12 protein-coding genes and 1 riboswitch are annotated in these 16,394 nt (G+C 37.3%); all 12 genes read left to right on the plus strand.

The annotated features are described in order from the left end of the window. Positions 1 to 54: 54 nt before the first annotated feature. The 12 genes from thrA to Q0X89_RS15390 all read left to right on the plus strand — a co-directional run bounded on the left by thrA (position 55) and on the right by Q0X89_RS15390 (position 16,392). Positions 55 to 3,459: a bifunctional aspartate kinase/homoserine dehydrogenase I gene (gene thrA / locus Q0X89_RS15335; RefSeq protein WP_297695740.1), complete on the plus strand. Its 3,405-nt coding sequence runs from the start codon at positions 55 to 57 to the stop codon at positions 3,457 to 3,459. A gap of 33 nt (positions 3,460 to 3,492) precedes the next feature. Further along, complete coding sequence (locus tag Q0X89_RS15340) at positions 3,493 to 4,665, plus strand: aminotransferase class I/II-fold pyridoxal phosphate-dependent enzyme (RefSeq protein WP_297695742.1); 1,173 nt, start codon at positions 3,493 to 3,495, stop codon at positions 4,663 to 4,665. 37 nt (positions 4,666 to 4,702) lie between these two features. Continuing rightward, positions 4,703 to 5,116: an Rrf2 family transcriptional regulator gene (locus Q0X89_RS15345; protein ID WP_297695744.1), complete on the plus strand. Its 414-nt coding sequence runs from the start codon at positions 4,703 to 4,705 to the stop codon at positions 5,114 to 5,116. A gap of 178 nt (positions 5,117 to 5,294) precedes the next feature. Further along, the gene (locus tag Q0X89_RS15350; RefSeq protein ID WP_297695746.1) at positions 5,295 to 5,558 is read left to right on the plus strand and encodes a DUF2061 domain-containing protein; all 264 of its coding nucleotides are present in this window, start codon (positions 5,295 to 5,297) and stop codon (positions 5,556 to 5,558) included. A 23-nt stretch (positions 5,559 to 5,581) separates the two neighbouring features. Further along, positions 5,582 to 6,205: a phosphoadenosine phosphosulfate reductase family protein gene (locus tag Q0X89_RS15355; protein WP_297695749.1), complete on the plus strand. Its 624-nt coding sequence runs from the start codon at positions 5,582 to 5,584 to the stop codon at positions 6,203 to 6,205. 110 nt (positions 6,206 to 6,315) lie between these two features. Beyond that, positions 6,316 to 8,406 carry a nitrite reductase gene (locus tag Q0X89_RS15360; protein WP_297695751.1) on the plus strand — a complete coding sequence of 697 codons (2,091 nt, stop codon included), beginning with the start codon at positions 6,316 to 6,318 and terminating at the stop codon, positions 8,404 to 8,406. After that, entirely contained in the window at positions 8,399 to 9,163 is a 765-nt protein-coding gene (cobA, locus tag Q0X89_RS15365) for a uroporphyrinogen-III C-methyltransferase (protein WP_297695753.1), read from the plus strand. The genes Q0X89_RS15360 and cobA overlap by 8 nt, the downstream gene beginning before the upstream one ends. Then, positions 9,163 to 9,747, plus strand: a complete 585-nt coding sequence (locus tag Q0X89_RS15370) for a bifunctional precorrin-2 dehydrogenase/sirohydrochlorin ferrochelatase (protein WP_297695755.1) — start codon at positions 9,163 to 9,165, stop codon at positions 9,745 to 9,747. Before cobA ends, Q0X89_RS15370 begins: the two co-directional genes overlap by 1 nt. 254 nt (positions 9,748 to 10,001) lie before the next feature. Then, positions 10,002 to 10,123: riboswitch (SAM riboswitch) on the plus strand. A 163-nt stretch (positions 10,124 to 10,286) separates the two neighbouring features. Next, on the plus strand, positions 10,287 to 11,306 hold the full coding sequence (locus Q0X89_RS15375; RefSeq protein WP_297695757.1) for a homocysteine S-methyltransferase family protein: 1,020 nt from the start codon (positions 10,287 to 10,289) through the stop codon (positions 11,304 to 11,306). A gap of 2 nt (positions 11,307 to 11,308) precedes the next feature. After that, complete coding sequence (gene metH, locus Q0X89_RS15380) at positions 11,309 to 14,077, plus strand: methionine synthase (RefSeq protein WP_297695759.1); 2,769 nt, start codon at positions 11,309 to 11,311, stop codon at positions 14,075 to 14,077. Between the two features lie 92 nt (positions 14,078 to 14,169). After that, the gene (metF, locus tag Q0X89_RS15385; protein ID WP_297695760.1) at positions 14,170 to 15,123 is read left to right on the plus strand and encodes a methylenetetrahydrofolate reductase [NAD(P)H]; all 954 of its coding nucleotides are present in this window, start codon (positions 14,170 to 14,172) and stop codon (positions 15,121 to 15,123) included. A 171-nt stretch (positions 15,124 to 15,294) separates the two neighbouring features. Next, entirely contained in the window at positions 15,295 to 16,392 is a 1,098-nt protein-coding gene (locus Q0X89_RS15390) for an acyloxyacyl hydrolase (protein WP_297695762.1), read from the plus strand. The last annotated feature ends 2 nt before the right edge of the window (positions 16,393 to 16,394 follow it).

A 16,394-nucleotide genomic window follows, 5' to 3' on the forward strand; every position in this document is an offset into this window, starting at 1 on the left:
GAGTTCAACTTGAATTAGAATTACATCTGCTCAGTTATAATTCATATTACTTGCATGAAAGAATTGGATACCATACTTCAAAAATTAGATATCCCTCAGTTTAAAACCTTTGGAGGTGTTGTTCAGGATATTGAGCTATCCTATCAATTGTTTGGCAAGGACTTGCACTCTGCACCGATAGTAGTAGTAAATCATGCCCTTACGGGTAATTCAAATGTCGCCGGGGATGATGGCTGGTGGGCATCATTGATTGGAGATGACAAATGTATTGACACTACAAAATATACTGTGTTAGCCTTCAATATACCGGGAAACGGTTATGACGGTTTTGTCGTGGATAATTACAAAGATTTTGTTGCAGGTGATATTGCAAGGATATTTCTTCTGGGATTAAAAGAACTTAATATAGATCGCATTTATGCGCTGATTGGGGGTTCATTGGGAGGTGGAATTGCGTGGGAAATGGCTGCAATAAATCCAATGCTTACAGAACATTTGATCCCAGTGGCCGCTGATTGGAAGTCAACAGATTGGCTTATTGCAAATTGTCAGATTCAGGAACAGTTCCTTGTCAATTCAAAGCAACCCGTTCACGATGCCAGGATGCACGCTATGCTATGCTATAGAACTCCCCAGTCTTTTAAAGCAAGATTTCAAAGAAGCACCAATGAAGAATTACAGGTTTTTAATGTTGAAAGCTGGCTTACACATCATGGAAAAAAATTGAATGAAAGGTTTCAGCTTTCAGCATATAAATTAGCCAACCAATTATTAAAAACCATAGATATTACGAGAGATGGGGAGGAGGCATTTAATAATCTTCAAAACAGTAACACTAATATCCACATTATAGGAGTAGATTCTGATCTTTTTTTTACAGCAAATGAGAATAAGGATACCTTTAAACAGTTAGCTCAGGCCAAAAGTAATGTTACCTATGGTGAAATACAGTCATTGCACGGGCATGATGCATTTTTGATTGAATTTGAACAAATGCAGCAGTTGCTCAAAGGAGTTTTTGATACCAATGGGAAATCTGCGAGAATAAAAATATTAAAATTTGGAGGTAAGTCACTTTCCAATGGAGAAGGTTTGGGAAGGGTATTGGATATTATATCCGGCAAAGTCGAAAATGGGGAAAATATCGCTGTAGTTTTATCAGCACGTGAAAAAGCAACAGATCAGTTGGAAGAGATATTAGATAAAGCCGCAAAGGGATTAGATTATAGGAAAGATTTTGAAGATTTTGAAAGATACCAGAAACACACCTTTAAAAATATCAGTCTTTCAGAGGAATTCCTGGAATTAGTAAAATTGTTTGAAGGAGTTACTTTGCTTGGCGATTATAGTCCTAAAATTAAGGATCAGGTTCTGGCTTATGGGGAGTTAATATCCGGTAAGCTAATCACAAAATTACTTATTGGAAATGGCATCAATGCAAAACTACTTGATAGTCGCCGACTAATAAAAACCGACGATACTTATGGAGATGCAAAATTGCTCGAAGATGTTTCAAGGGAAAATGTAATCCATGAATTTTCAAAATTGAAACCAGATGAGGTGCCTGTGATCACCGGTTTTATAGCTTCTACCGAAGCAGATGAAACTACAACATTAGGACGCAATGGCAGCAATTATACAGCTTCTCTTATCGCAAATTTTCTGGACGCCGAAGAATTGCAAAATTATACTCATGTGGATGGTATTTTCACTGCTAATCCTGAATTTGTTTCTGAAGCCCAAAGAATTGAACAATTGTCATATAGTGAGGCAAATGAACTTGCTAATTTTGGCGCAACCATTTTACACGCAAAGACTATCATCCCCTTAATTGAAAAGAATATTCCACTGAGGATACTCAATACTTTTAATGATGATAATGAGGGAACACTTATCAGCGCCAGATCCAGCAAAGAAGGAATAAAATCATTGTCTGTAATAGAGAACGAGGCTCTAATTAACCTGGAAGGTAGGGGCTTATTAGGGAAAGTGGGAATTGATGCACGTATTTTCAGGACCCTCAGCCAAAATAATATAAGCGTAAGTATCATTTCCCAGGGTTCTTCGGAGAGAGGAATTGGTTTGGTTGTAAACTCAGAGAAAGCACATTTGGCAAAAAGGGCTCTGGAAATGGAATTTGAGAGTGATTTTCAATCCCGTGATATTAATACAATAACAATTGTAGACGAAGTTTCGGTCATTTCTATCGTGGGTCAGGATCTTAGTACTTTTCACAAACCATACAACGCTCTGATCAAGAATCAAATAGTCCCCCTATTGTTTAATAATACAATTTCAGGAAAAAATGTGAGCTTGGTGGTTAAGAAATCAGACCTGCACAAAGCACTTAACGTAATGCACGGTCAAATTTTTGGCATTAGCAAAAAAATTAATCTGGCCATTTTTGGACATGGAAATGTGGGAGGTACCTTAGTAGATCAGATATTGGATTCTAAGAAGGGAATTGAGGAAAGAAAAGGGATCAATCTTAATGTATTTGCCCTGGCAAATTCTAAAAATATACTTTTAAACAAAAATGGAATTTCTAAAAAATGGGAGGAGGAGATTAATGAAAAAGGCGTTCCCTATACTGTGGAGGATATTTTTAATTATGCCAGAATACATCATCTTGAAAATTTAATAGCCATTGATAATACCGCAAGCCAGAATTTTGTGGCCAATTATTTTGAATTTATCGAAAATGGATTTGATCTGGTGTCTTCAAATAAAATTGCAAATACCCTTGGATTTGACTACTACAAATTGATTAGAGAGGAGTTGGCAAAAAAACAAAAACGATATCTATATGAAACTAATGTTGGTGCAGGATTACCATTAATAGATACCATAAAACTTTTGCATCTATCGGGTGAAAATATTACACGCATTAAGGGTGTTTTCTCTGGGTCTTTGAGTTTTATTTTTAATACTTTTTCCGAAAAGGACGTGTCCTTTTCAGAAATTTTAAACAAAGCCATTTCAAATGGTTTTACTGAACCCGATCCAAGAGAAGATTTATCCGGGAATGATGTGGGTAGAAAGTTGTTGATATTAGCGCGGGAATTGGAGCTCGAAAATGAATTTGATGATATTTCAATTCAGAATCTTATACCGGTATCCCTGCGCAAGGGAAGTGTAGAGGAATTTTTAAGTGAACTTGAAGTACTAGATGATTTTTTTAGTAAAATTAAAGAAAACCAGGAACCAAATCATGTGCTCCGATATATTGGCGATTTATATGGTGATTTGCAGAAGGAAAAGGGAAAACTGGATGTAAAACTGATATCTGTCCCTAAGGAGAGTGCCCTGGGCCAGGTTAAGGGTTCAGATTCCATTATTGAGATTTATACTGAATCGTACGGGGAGCATCCTTTAGTGATTCAAGGAGCAGGAGCAGGAGCTGCCGTAACCGCTCGTGGTGTTTTTGGGGATATATTACGCATTGCTGAAAAAATATGATTGGGTTTTGATTAATCTTGATTATAGTAAAAGATGAAGAAAAAAAAGTTTGAGACCGAGGCCATACGTACCCAAATGGAACGTTCCGGATTTTTGGAACATTCCAGTGCCATGTATCTTACTTCGAGTTTTATTTTTGAGGATAGTGAAGATATGAGGGCTTCCTTTGCAGAAGAAAAGGATCGGAATATTTATTCAAGATATTCGAACCCAAATACATCAGAATTTATTGAAAAAGTATGTAAAATGGAAAGCGCAGAGGATGGATTTGCCTTCTCCTCAGGGATGTCTGCCGTTTTTTCAACCTTTGCAGCCTTGTTGAACAGCGGTGATCACATAATTTCAGCACGAAGTATTTTTGGTTCAACCCATAGCCTTTTCACTCAGGTTTTCCCAAAATGGAATATTAGCCATAGCTATTTTAAGATTGACGAATTAGATGAATTAGAAAAACTAATTACATCAAAAACCAAAATACTCTATGCAGAATCACCTACAAATCCTGGTGTAGACATTCTGGATCTGGAGGCACTGGGCCGGTTTTCAAAAAAGCATAAACTCATAATGATTGTCGATAACTGCTTTGCTTCTCCCTATCTTCAACAGCCTATAAAATTTGGTGCGGATCTGGTAATTCATTCCGGCACAAAACTTATGGACGGACAGGGTAGGGTCTTGGCAGGCATTACGGTTGGCAAAAGAGCTTTAATAGACCAGATTTATCGGTATTCCAGAATTACAGGACCTGCCTTATCTCCATTTAATGCTTGGGTTCTATCTAAAAGTCTAGAGACATTAGGCGTAAGAGTAGACCGTCATTGTGAGAATGCGCTAAAAGTGGCCGAATTTTTAGAAGGTAATAAAAGTGTCAATTGGGTAAAATATCCATTTCTTAAATCGCACCCTCAATACAAGCTTGCCAGGAGACAGATGAAGGCTGGTGGATGTGTAGTTGCATTCGAGTTAAAGGGAGGCCTAAATGCGGGTAAGAAATTTTTTGACTCCATTGATATGTTGTCACTATCTGCAAATTTGGGTGATACCCGAAGTATTGTTACACATCCCGCATCTACAACACACAGCAAGTTGTCTGCAGAAGAAAGATTGGAATGTGGAATTACCGATGGAATGGTGCGAATATCAGTTGGTCTTGAGCATACAGATGATATTATTAACGACATAGGACAGGCCTTAGGTAGGATATGAGAAATAGGAATATTCCTATTTTGACTATCTTCGCATAATGCTTTCTAAAAAGACAAAATACGGGATAAAGGCCCTTACTTATTTGGCATCTCAAAGCAAACAGGATCCGGTTCAAATTTCGGAAATTGCCCGGCACGAGAATATTCCTCAAAAGTTTTTGGAAAGTATTTTACTCACTTTGCGAAATACAGGATTTTTAGGATCAAAAAAGGGAAAAGGAGGGGGTTATTATTTACTCAAAGATCCTGGTGAAATTCCCATGACAACCGTTATTCGTGTGTTGGAAGGCCCAATTGCCATGGTGCCTTGTGTAAGCCTTAACTTTTACGAAAAGTGTGACGACTGTCCGGATGAAAATAAATGCACTGTACACAAATTAATGCTTCAGGTACGCGACAGCGTTCTGGAGGTTTACAGAAATAATACGCTTGCCGATCTTATTTCGGCATAAAAAATCTTCAGAATCTTTGACATTACAATGAATCATTCATAATAATTACCTGATTTTTTAATTAATCTATTAAAACTATAGGGTAAACATAATATTGATGAAAATTTAACGTCTTACTTTGAAATATTATTCTATTTTTGATTACTCTATTAAATCCATAGGATAAATTTATTCCAAAATGATTGCAGACCGAATTTTGATTAATAGGAGATCTGCGAATAGCAGTTATCAAACAGATAGAGTTTCCGAGCAGCCAAAAAGAAGCATAGCAAAGTCAATAAGCTGGCGAGCTATCGGGACATTAGACACAATAATTATATCATGGATCATTACCGGAACTCTTTCATTGGCATTTTCTATTGGTTTAGTAGAATTGGTCACAAAGATGGTCCTGTATTTTTTACATGAACGAATGTGGAACACCATTAAATGGGGAAGGTAATTTTAACTTTAAATATATAAGATATGAGCTTGTCAACACAGGATATAGAACATTTAAATAATCACTTCAGAGGGATTCCTCCGGAAGAGATAATTTCATGGGCAATTCTATATGGTTCCAAATCTGTGGTTACTACTAATTTCAGACCATATGAAGTAGCTATATTAAACGCGGTTACGGAGGTTAAATCAGATATACCTGTAATATGGTGCGATACCGGATACAACACCCGCAATACCTATAAACACGCCGAAGAATTGATCTCAGGTTTAAATTTAAATATAAAATTGTATGTTCCCACGCAGACAACTGCACACAGAGATGCCGTGATGGGTATACCGGATATTGATGACCCCAGGCATAAAGAATTTACGGAACAAGTTAAACTAGAACCTTTCAGAAGGGCAATGGCTGAATACAAACCAGATGTTTGGTTTACTAACCTAAGAAAAGGCCAGACTGCTCTAAGAGATAAACTAAATATTTTAAGCTTAAGTGAAGAGGGAGTGCTAAAAGTAAGTCCGTTTTACCATTGGAATGATACACGCCTCGACGCCTATTTAAATGCACGGGGCCTTCCTAACGAGCACAATTATTTTGATCCAACGAAGGTTCTCGAAAACAGGGAGTGCGGTTTACACACCTAGGATCCACAAAGGATTAGCTTGCTAGAGGACTAAAGGATATTTAGAGATATCATAATTAAGACCTATTCATTTTAATAAATCTATTTAATACATAGACTAAGTAGAATATTATGCAAAGTTTTAGAACTGAAATAGAAAATCCCATAGTAGAAAAAGACATTATTGAGCTGGAGAAAAAAATCAGGGAGTTCAAAGGTGGAACTATTGATAAGGAAAAATTCAGGAGTCTGCGCCTGGCCCGAGGGGTTTATGGACAAAGACAGCCTGGTGTTCAAATGATTCGTATAAAATTACCCTATGGAAAAGTGAGCTCAAGGCAACTGCATAGGATTTCGGATGTAGCAGATGAATATTCCACCGGAAGACTGCACATTACAACACGGCAGGACATTCAGATACATTATGTAGACCTGGAACGTACCCCTGAACTTTGGGCCAAACTGGAAAAGAATGAGGTAACACTTAGAGAAGCGTGTGGCAATACCGTAAGAAATGTTACCGCAAGTGAAACATCTGGGATAGACAGTGATGAACCGTTTGATGTATCACCATATGCTCAGGCCGTTTTCGAATATTTTTTGAGAAATCCAGTTGGTCAGGAAATGGGCCGTAAGTTCAAAGTTTCATTTTCTTGTAGTGATACAGATACCGGACTATCTTATATGCATGATCTGGGTTTTATAGCCAAAATTCAAGAGGGTGTAAAAGGTTTTAAAGTAATGCTGGGAGGAGGTTTGGGTTCACAACCTCGTCATGCAGATGAACTATTTTCATTTCTTCCAAGCGATGAAATAATTCCTATGATGGAAACTGTTGTTCGTGTTTTTGACAGATATGGTGAAAGAAAGAGCAGAGCTAAAGCAAGACTGAAGTTTTTATTAAAGGATTTAGGCTTGGAAGCCTTTAGAGAATTATTAATTGCAGAAAAGAAAGCGATACCTTACAAACGGTACCCCATTGATGTAAGCTCTTATCCTAAGGTGGTTATTTCAGATGCGCAGGTTCAGCCAGTAATTATTGAAGATACGGGTGCTTTTGAACAATGGAAAGCAACCAATCTGGTTAGACAAAAACAATCCGGATATGTTGCTATTGGAATAAAGGTAATGCTAGGAGATTTTTATACAGATAAAGCCAGATTGCTGGCGGAGTTGGTTGAAAGGTATGCGGCAGGTGAAATTCGCTTAACCCTAAGACAGAATATCCTAATTCCCTATGTAAAAGAATCACTGATTCCTTTTTTCTATACTGAACTTAAAAAACTTGGGTTTGCAGATGCGGGCTATAACAAGGCAATAGATATTACAGCTTGTCCGGGCACTGACACCTGCAACCTAGGAATTGCAAGCAGTACGGGAATAGCTTCGGAATTAGAACGCGTTATAAAAACAGAATACCCGCAATATGTAAATAATGCAGATGTAGTCATTAAAATTAGTGGTTGTATGAATGCTTGCGGTCAGCATTCTATGGCTAATATTGGTTTTCAGGGCATGTCAATACGAACTAAGGAAAAGTTGGTTGCACCTGCTTTGCAAGTATTGCTTGGAGGGGGCAATTTAGGAGATGGACAGGGCTTATTTGCTGATAAAGTAATTAAGATTCCAAGTAAAAAAGGGCCGGCAGCTCTTAGAAAGATATTAGACGATTTTGAGATTAATGGTAAAGACGCATCTTATGAATCTTATTATGCAGAAAAAGGCGAGTATTATTTTTATGAACTTCTTAAGCCATTAGCGGATATTGAAAATTTAGCTCCTGAAGATTATTTGGATTGGGGAAGTAACAAGAGATATCAGAAGGCAATTGGAATAGGAGAGTGCGCCGGGGTGGTAATAGATTTAATTGCCACATTGTTATTTGAAAGTGAAGAAAAGATACACAATGCTAAAGAAGCTATTACTGAAGAGAAATGGGCTGCAAGTATTTATTATTCCTATTCTTCTATGGTAAATACGGCCAAGGCACTTCTGACTGCCGAAAAAACCAAAACAAATACCCACAACAGCATAATAAAGGATTTCGACACCTATTTTGTTGCAAACAGCAGAATAGAACTGAATTGCTCATTCGAAGATTTGGTTTTGCAATTGAATAAAAATGAACCTGAGCAGAACTTCGCTAAAAACTATCTCGCTAATGCTGAGGAGTTCTTAAACAAGGTGGAAGCCTATAGAAAACAGGAATTGATTCATGCATAAAAAAGGAAAATTAACAGTCGTTGGGGCAGGTCCGGGAGATTTAGAACTAATCACAGTAAAAGCAATTAAAGCTTTACAGGATGCGGATGTGGTTCTTTACGATGCCCTTGTAGACAAATCTTTATTGGAATATGCTGATAAGGCAGAGCATATTTTTGTTGGCAAGCGGAAAGGATGTTATGCCTTTCATCAAGATCAGATCAATGAATTAATCGTGCAAAGAGTACAAAGCAGGGGTCATGTGGTACGATTAAAAGGTGGTGATCCTTTTGTTTTTGGTCGTGGGGCCGAGGAAATGGCTTATGCGGCAGGCTATGGCCTTGAAGTGGCAATAGTTCCTGGTATTTCATCATGCATCTCCGTTCCGGCATCTCAGAATATCCCGGTTACCAAAAGAGGCGCTGCAGAGAGTTTCTGGGTAATTACCGGAACCACTAAAGAACATAAACTCTCTTCAGACATTCACCTTGCTGCTAAATCAAATGCTACGGTAGTCATATTAATGGGGATGTCTAAACTCTCGGCCATCGTAGAGCTATTTGCTAAAGAGAACAAAACCGATACGCCCGTTGCAATTATTCAAAATGGCACAAAAGAAGAAGAACGAATTGGAGTTGGAACAATTAATACAATAAAAAGTATAGTTGAAAAACAAAAATTAAGCAACCCGGCTATAATTATTATAGGAGAAGTGGTAAAACACCGACGCCAAATTATTCAAATTGGCCGCCAGTACGAATATCAAATTACAGAATAATGGAAAGGAATAATTTATATCCGATTTTTCTAAAGACAAAGTCGCTTCATATTTTGATAGTTGGAGGGGGTAATGTAGCGGAAGAAAAATTATCCTTTTTAACTAAATCCAGTCCGGATGCTAAAATTACCATGGTAGCCTCTATGTTTAGAGAAAACACTTTTAATCTGGCCAGAATTTTTGATGTTGAGCTTATTAAATCAGCTTACAGTATTGATTTTCTAAAAGGGAAACACATCGTTATTGCTACCACAGACTTACCTGAAGTAAACATGCAAGTATACAATGACTGCAGAAGTATGAATAAATTAGTGAATGTTGCAGACAATCCTCCTTACTGTGATTTTTATATGGGAGGTATTGTAACCAAAGGGAACGTAAAAATAGCTATATCTACTAACGGGAAGTCCCCAACAACTGCTAAGAGATTGAGGCAATTTTTTGAAGATGTGATACCTGAAGATATTAGCAGGATGGTTCAGAATCTAAATAGATATAGAAGAACAATAAAAGGAGATTTTGAGCAGAAGGTTAACGCAATGAACGAAGTAACAGAAATACTGGTTTCAAATACTAATGATTAGCTTTGTTTCCGATTAATTTGTTAAACACCAATTAAGGTACCACTAAAAGTGACGAACTGAAGCAAATAAAAAGAAAGCTCTTCTTTACAATAAATTCACTGAATTCGATAATTAGCATTAAGTAATCTTTGTAACTAAAAAGAAATATCTCAATAGGTTTGCAGATAATCGTAAGAAAGGCAAAAATAGTCTATTTTACTTGTTTTTAAATGGCACGTGGCGTTTCTTTGTGCCAGTTCATTACAACATTGACATTGTTATCAAGAAAGGTGGAGGGACTAGACCTGTTGAAACCTTAGCAACCCTTTAACTATAGAGAAGGTGCTACATTCTACCACTAGGCTGCTTTTATATTGCAACTAAGGCTAGATAACACGGAGTAAAGGTTATTTGTCTTTACCTACTTTTACTTGATAATATTATTGAATAGTCCGACAGTTACATCCAACAAACAATTGTAGATATATCGTTACTAAGTTTAAATGGTCAGTCTGGACAAAAAATAAAGTTGTTACAATGTAATTCCTAAAAAAAGATATATGAAGATGATACAGAATATATTGGAGGAACGGATTATGATACTGGATGGTGCCATGGGTACTATGCTTCAACGGTATAAATTTACCGAGTCTGACTTTAGGGGGAACCGTTTTAAAGACTGGCCTTATCCTTTGCAGGGCAATAACGACTTACTTTCGCTAACCCAGCCTGAAGCCATAGCCGAAGTTCATGCAAAATATTTTGAGGCAGGAGCTGATATAGTGGAAACAAATACATTCTCCAGCACTTCTATAGCCATGGCGGATTATCATATGGAAGATTTGGTTTATGAACTTAATTTTGAGTCAGCCAAAATAGCAAAGCGGGTAGCCCGGGAATTTACCCAAAGAGAACCAAATAAACCAAGGTTTGTAGTGGGAAGTATTGGGCCAACAAATAAAACGGCAAGTATGTCGCCCGATGTAAATGACCCTGGATTCAGGGCAGTTTCATTTGAGGCATTGCGATTAGCTTATAAACAGCAGGTTGAGGCTCTTTTGGATGGTGGCGTGGATATACTGATGGTAGAAACTGTTTTTGACACTCTTAATGCTAAAGCTGCGCTATTTGCGATTGAAGAGGTAAAACAGGCTCGTAACATACAAACACCAGTTATGGTTAGCGGGACCATTACCGATGCTTCAGGACGTACCTTATCTGGCCAGACCGCAGAGGCCTTTTTAATATCTGTAGGCCATATTCCGTTGTTATCAGTTGGATTTAATTGCGCTTTGGGAGCAAAGCAGTTAGTGCCGCATTTGGATGCTATTGCAGATAGAACGGAAGCAGCCGTTTCAGCACATCCCAACGCGGGTTTACCCAATGCCTTTGGGGACTATGATCAAACACCAGATCAGATGGCCGAACAAATTAAGGAATATCTTGATAGGGGCCTGGTGAATATAATTGGTGGATGCTGTGGATCAACACCTGAACATATAAGAGCTATTGCTGAATTGACAAAGGATTATAAACCCAGAAAATTTATTTTTTCTGATATAGAAAGGGTTCAATTGTAATAATGAAAAATGTAGCCAACATACAGTTGAATTCAGGTAATGAGCAGGAGATTGATATCAATTCCCTTCCAAAACCAAGATTTCTTAAACTCTCTGGTTTAGAACCACTGGTTATTACTCCTGAAAGTAATTTCATAAATGTAGGGGAAAGAACTAATGTTGCTGGTTCAAAAAAGTTTCTGCGATTAATTAAAGAAGAACAATATGAGGAAGCTCTCGAAATAGCCCGGCACCAGGTAGAAGGAGGAGCCCAAATTATTGACATAAATATGGACGATGGCCTGATTGATGGAAAGCAAGCCATGATCAGGTTTTTGAATTTAATTATGGCTGAACCAGACATAGCCCGCGTTCCTATTATGATAGACAGCTCTAAATGGGAGATAATTGAGGCCGGTTTACAATTAGTGCAGGGTAAATGTGTTGTTAATTCAATTAGTTTAAAGGAAGGAGAAGAAGAATTTATTCGTCAGGCTAAATTAATACGACTTTATGGAGCTGCGGTAATTATAATGGCTTTTGACGAAAAGGGCCAGGCAGATAATTATGAGAGGCGAATTGAAATCGCAAAAAGATCATATGATATTTTAGTAAATAAGGTAAATTTCCCTCCTGAGGATATCATTTTTGATCTTAATATTTTCCCTGTTGCTACAGGAATGGAGGAACACAATAGGAATTCAGTCGATTTTATTGAAGCTACCACCTGGGTTCGTAAAAACCTTCCACATTGCCATGTTAGCGGAGGTGTCAGTAATGTTTCTTTTTCGTTTAGGGGTAATACGCCGGTTCGCGAGGCAATGCATTCGGTTTTCTTATATCATGCTATACAGGCCGGGATGAACATGGGAATTGTAAATCCTGCTATCCTTGAAGTCTATGACGATATTCCAAAAGATTTGCTGGAAAGGGTGGAAGATGTGATTTTAAACAGAAGGGATGATGCTACAGAACGCCTCCTTGAATTTGCTGAAACTGTAGTTGGTAAAGCAAAGGAAAAGATATCAGATGATTCATGGCGTAAAGATCCACTGCAGGAAAGAATTACCCGGGCTTTGGTAAAAGGAATAGATCAATACATTGTAGCAGATGTGGAGGAAGCAAGATTAGCTGTTAATAAGCCAATCGAGGTTATTGAAGGCCATTTAATGAATGGTATGAATGTGGTTGGGGATCTTTTTGGAAGTGGGAAAATGTTTCTGCCACAAGTAGTTAAATCTGCAAGGGTTATGAAAAAGGCAGTTGCCTATTTATTGCCTTTTATTGAAGAAGATAAGAACAATGTAAGGCAGACTGCAGGTAAAATCTTAATGGCTACCGTAAAAGGTGATGTACATGATATTGGCAAAAATATAGTAAGTGTGGTGCTGGCTTGTAATAACTATGAAATTATTGATTTGGGTGTTATGGTACCTCCTGAAAAAATAATTCAAAAAGCCAGAGAAGAACAAGTAGATGTAATTGGGCTAAGCGGCCTTATTACCCCTTCTTTGGATGAAATGGTTCATCTTGCCAAAGAAATGGAACGCCAGGGATTTAAAATACCCTTATTAATAGGCGGGGCTACAACCAGTAGAGCACATACTGCAGTAAAGATAGATCCACAGTACAGTGCATCAGTTGTGCATGTAAATGATGCCTCACGGGCCGTTACAGTGTTGAGTGACCTCTTACAGGAAGACTCCGCAGATACATACAAAGCTTTAGTTAAAACGGATTATTCTTCCTTCAGGGAGAAATTTATTAATCGCGGTAAACAAAAAGAATACCTTAGTCTTAAAGATGCGAGGAAGAATAAGTTTCATATAGACTGGGATGTTTCTGATATTGCAAAGCCCAGCAAATTGGGCATAGAAGTGATTGGCGAAATGAATCTACAGCTTTTGGAGGAATTTATAGATTGGACACCTTTTTTCAGAAGTTGGGACTTACATGGAAAATACCCTGATATTTTAAATGATGAAATTGTTGGGGAACAGGCTTCTGAGTTATATAAAGATGCTCGAGCTATGCTGAAAAAGATATTCGAGGAGAAATTATTAACTGCAAAAGCGGTATTCGGACTTTTTCCGGCCAATACTATTAATGATGACGATATTGAAGTAATTACTCAACTCGAAAATACAGATATCGCGGGTGAAAATGAGGAAAATAATCATTATGTTTTTAGGACTCTTCGTCAGCAATCCAGAAAAAGACAAGGTATTCCCAATATTGCTCTGGCAGATTTCATAGCCCCAAAGGAAACAGGAATTCAGGATTATATTGGCTGTTTTTGTGTAACAGCAGGATTTGGAACCAGTGAGCTGGCAGAAACTTATGAAAAAGACCTGGATGATTACAGTGCTATTATGATTAAAGCATTGGCTGACAGGTTAGCAGAGGCCTTTGCTGAATATTTACATAAAGAAGTACGAATTAAATATTGGGGATACGCTAAAAAGGAACAACTCTCCAATGAAAATTTAATTCGGGAAAAATACAGGGGAATAAGGCCGGCACCCGGATACCCGGCTTGTCCGGATCATACCGAAAAATTGACAATTTGGGAATTGCTGGACGTACAAAATCAAATTGGAGTAAAATTGACAGATAATCTCGCTATGTATCCGGCAGCCAGTGTTAGTGGATATTATTTTGCGCATCCTAAAGCTAAATATTTTGGGTTGGGAAAGATTACCAAAGACCAGATTGCCGATTATGCCATGAGGAAAGAAATAGAATTAGATAATGCCAGAAAATGGCTTGCCCCAAATATGGTTGATGATTAGTTAAAATTTCCTGATGAACTTAAACCGGAGCAAAAGCCTATTTATATTAAAAAATGAGAAGAACGAAAAATATTGACAAGTAGTAAGTTTAAATGAAAGTTACCGAACATATAGAAAATGCCAAAGGGAATACACTATTCTCTTTTGAAATAATTCCTCCTGTTAAAGGTAGAAATATAAAGGAATTATACGATAATATAGATCCTTTAATGGAATTCAACCCTCCTTTTATAGACGTAACCACTTCAAGGGAAGAGTATATCTATATTGATAAAAATGGACTTCTGGATAAGAAACTTACACGCATGAGGCCGGGTACAGTTGGCATTTGTGCTTCAATAAAACATAAGTATGATGTAGATACCATTCCGCATGTTCTATGCGGCGGGTTTACAAAGGAAGAAACGGAATATTTACTGGTAGATTGTCATTATCTGGGGATAGACAATATCATGGCACTTAGAGGAGATGCTATGAAAGAAGAAAAGTATTTTGAACCTTCCGAGGGGGGGCATGTATACGCATCAGAACTTGTAGAACAGATACATAATCTAAATTGTGGGCAGTATTTACATGAGGTGGTGGAAACGGACTACTGTGCAGATTTTTGTATTGGTATTGCCGGCTATCCAGAGAAACACATGGAAGCTCCTTCTTTAAAATCGGACTTAAAGTGGCTAAAGAAAAAAGTTGAGCTTGGCGCTCATTATGTGGTAACACAAATGTTTTTTGATAATAAAAAGTATTTTGATTTTGTAAAAGCTGCCAGGGAAATGGGTATTAATGTACCAATAATTCCGGGTATAAAGCCTATTGCAGTCAAGAGGCATTTGCAATTGTTGCCTCAGGTATTCAGAATAGACCTTCCTCAGGATTTGATTGATGCGGTAGAGAATTGTAATGACAACAAAGAAGTAAGACAAGTTGGGGTTGAATGGGCTATTGCCCAGTCGAAGGAATTAAAAGCGGCTGGTGTTCCGGTCTTGCATTACTATTCCATGGGCAAGTCGGATAATATTAAAGCCATAGCCGAAGCAGTATTTTAATTGAAAATAAATCGCTTATAATTTCATTAACCTAAGAAGCAAAATAACTTAGCTGGCAGAAGATAGGATTAGATTACAATATTTTCCTTAAATTACTTTCCTTCAATCTCCCGAATATAACCCTTCAAATTCAGATTTATTTACTGGTATTATTTGCTATTTTTACACCCAATGGACACCCGATTTTTTTATGTATGCCTACTTAGTTGTCTATCGTGTTTTTCGCAAAAAGAAACACCTAAGAAGTTTACTATAGATGCCAATCCTTATTATGGTTCTATAATGCTTCATAACACGGATATTTCTCACTTAATCAATGCACATCCTGCCGGATTTATTCTTGGGTTCAATAAAAAGAATTATGGATCTAAGGAATGGCATCAGGAATATAACTATCCTGATACCGGAATCTCATTTGTTTATCAGGATATGAATGATGATATCCTGGGTAAAAATTACAGTTTGTACGCACATTATAATTTTTATTTCTTCAAACGAAACATGCAGTTCAGAATCGGACAAGGCTTAGCTTATAACACCAATCCATACGATAAGAATGAAAATTTCAGGGGTAATGCCTATGGGTCACATATTATGAGTTCCACTTTTATTATGCTTAATTATCATAAGGAACAACTATTTAAAGGTTTGGGTATTAAGGCAGGAATTTCTATAATTCATTATAGCAATGCAAATGTAAAAGCTCCTAACACTTCTACTAATACGTTTGCTTTTAATGCAGGACTTGTCTATGATTTAAATAGAAATGAAGAAATTTTCTATGTCAGGAACTTCGAAATGAAAAAAATAACAGAACCCATTAAGGCCAATCTGGTTTTTAGAACCGGAATTAATGAGAGTGATGTAATTAACTCGGGCCAGTTTCCATTTTATATTTTCTCGGCTTATGCGGACAAACGTCTATCCCGAAAAAGCGGAATACAGCTTGGAGCAGAAGTGTTTTTTTCAAATTTCCTGAAAGAATTAATTCGTTATCAGTCAATTGCTTTACCGGAGCTGAATGTTGACCCCGATACAGATTATAAACGAGTAGGCATGTTTCTGGGATACGAACTTTATATTTCTAGATTAAGTGCTATCGCTCAGCTGGGTTATTATGTTTATTTTCCTTTTGATTTTGAAGGAGAAGTCTATAATAGAATTGGTTTAAAATATTATTTTGGTAAAAAGTTATTTGGAGCCATAACTTTAAAATCTCATGGTGCGGCGGCAGAAGCGGTAGAGTTTGGACTTGGAATACGTTTGTAAAA

Source organism: uncultured Eudoraea sp. (genome assembly GCF_947258525.1).
Classification (GTDB): Bacteria; Bacteroidota; Bacteroidia; order Flavobacteriales; family Flavobacteriaceae; genus Eudoraea.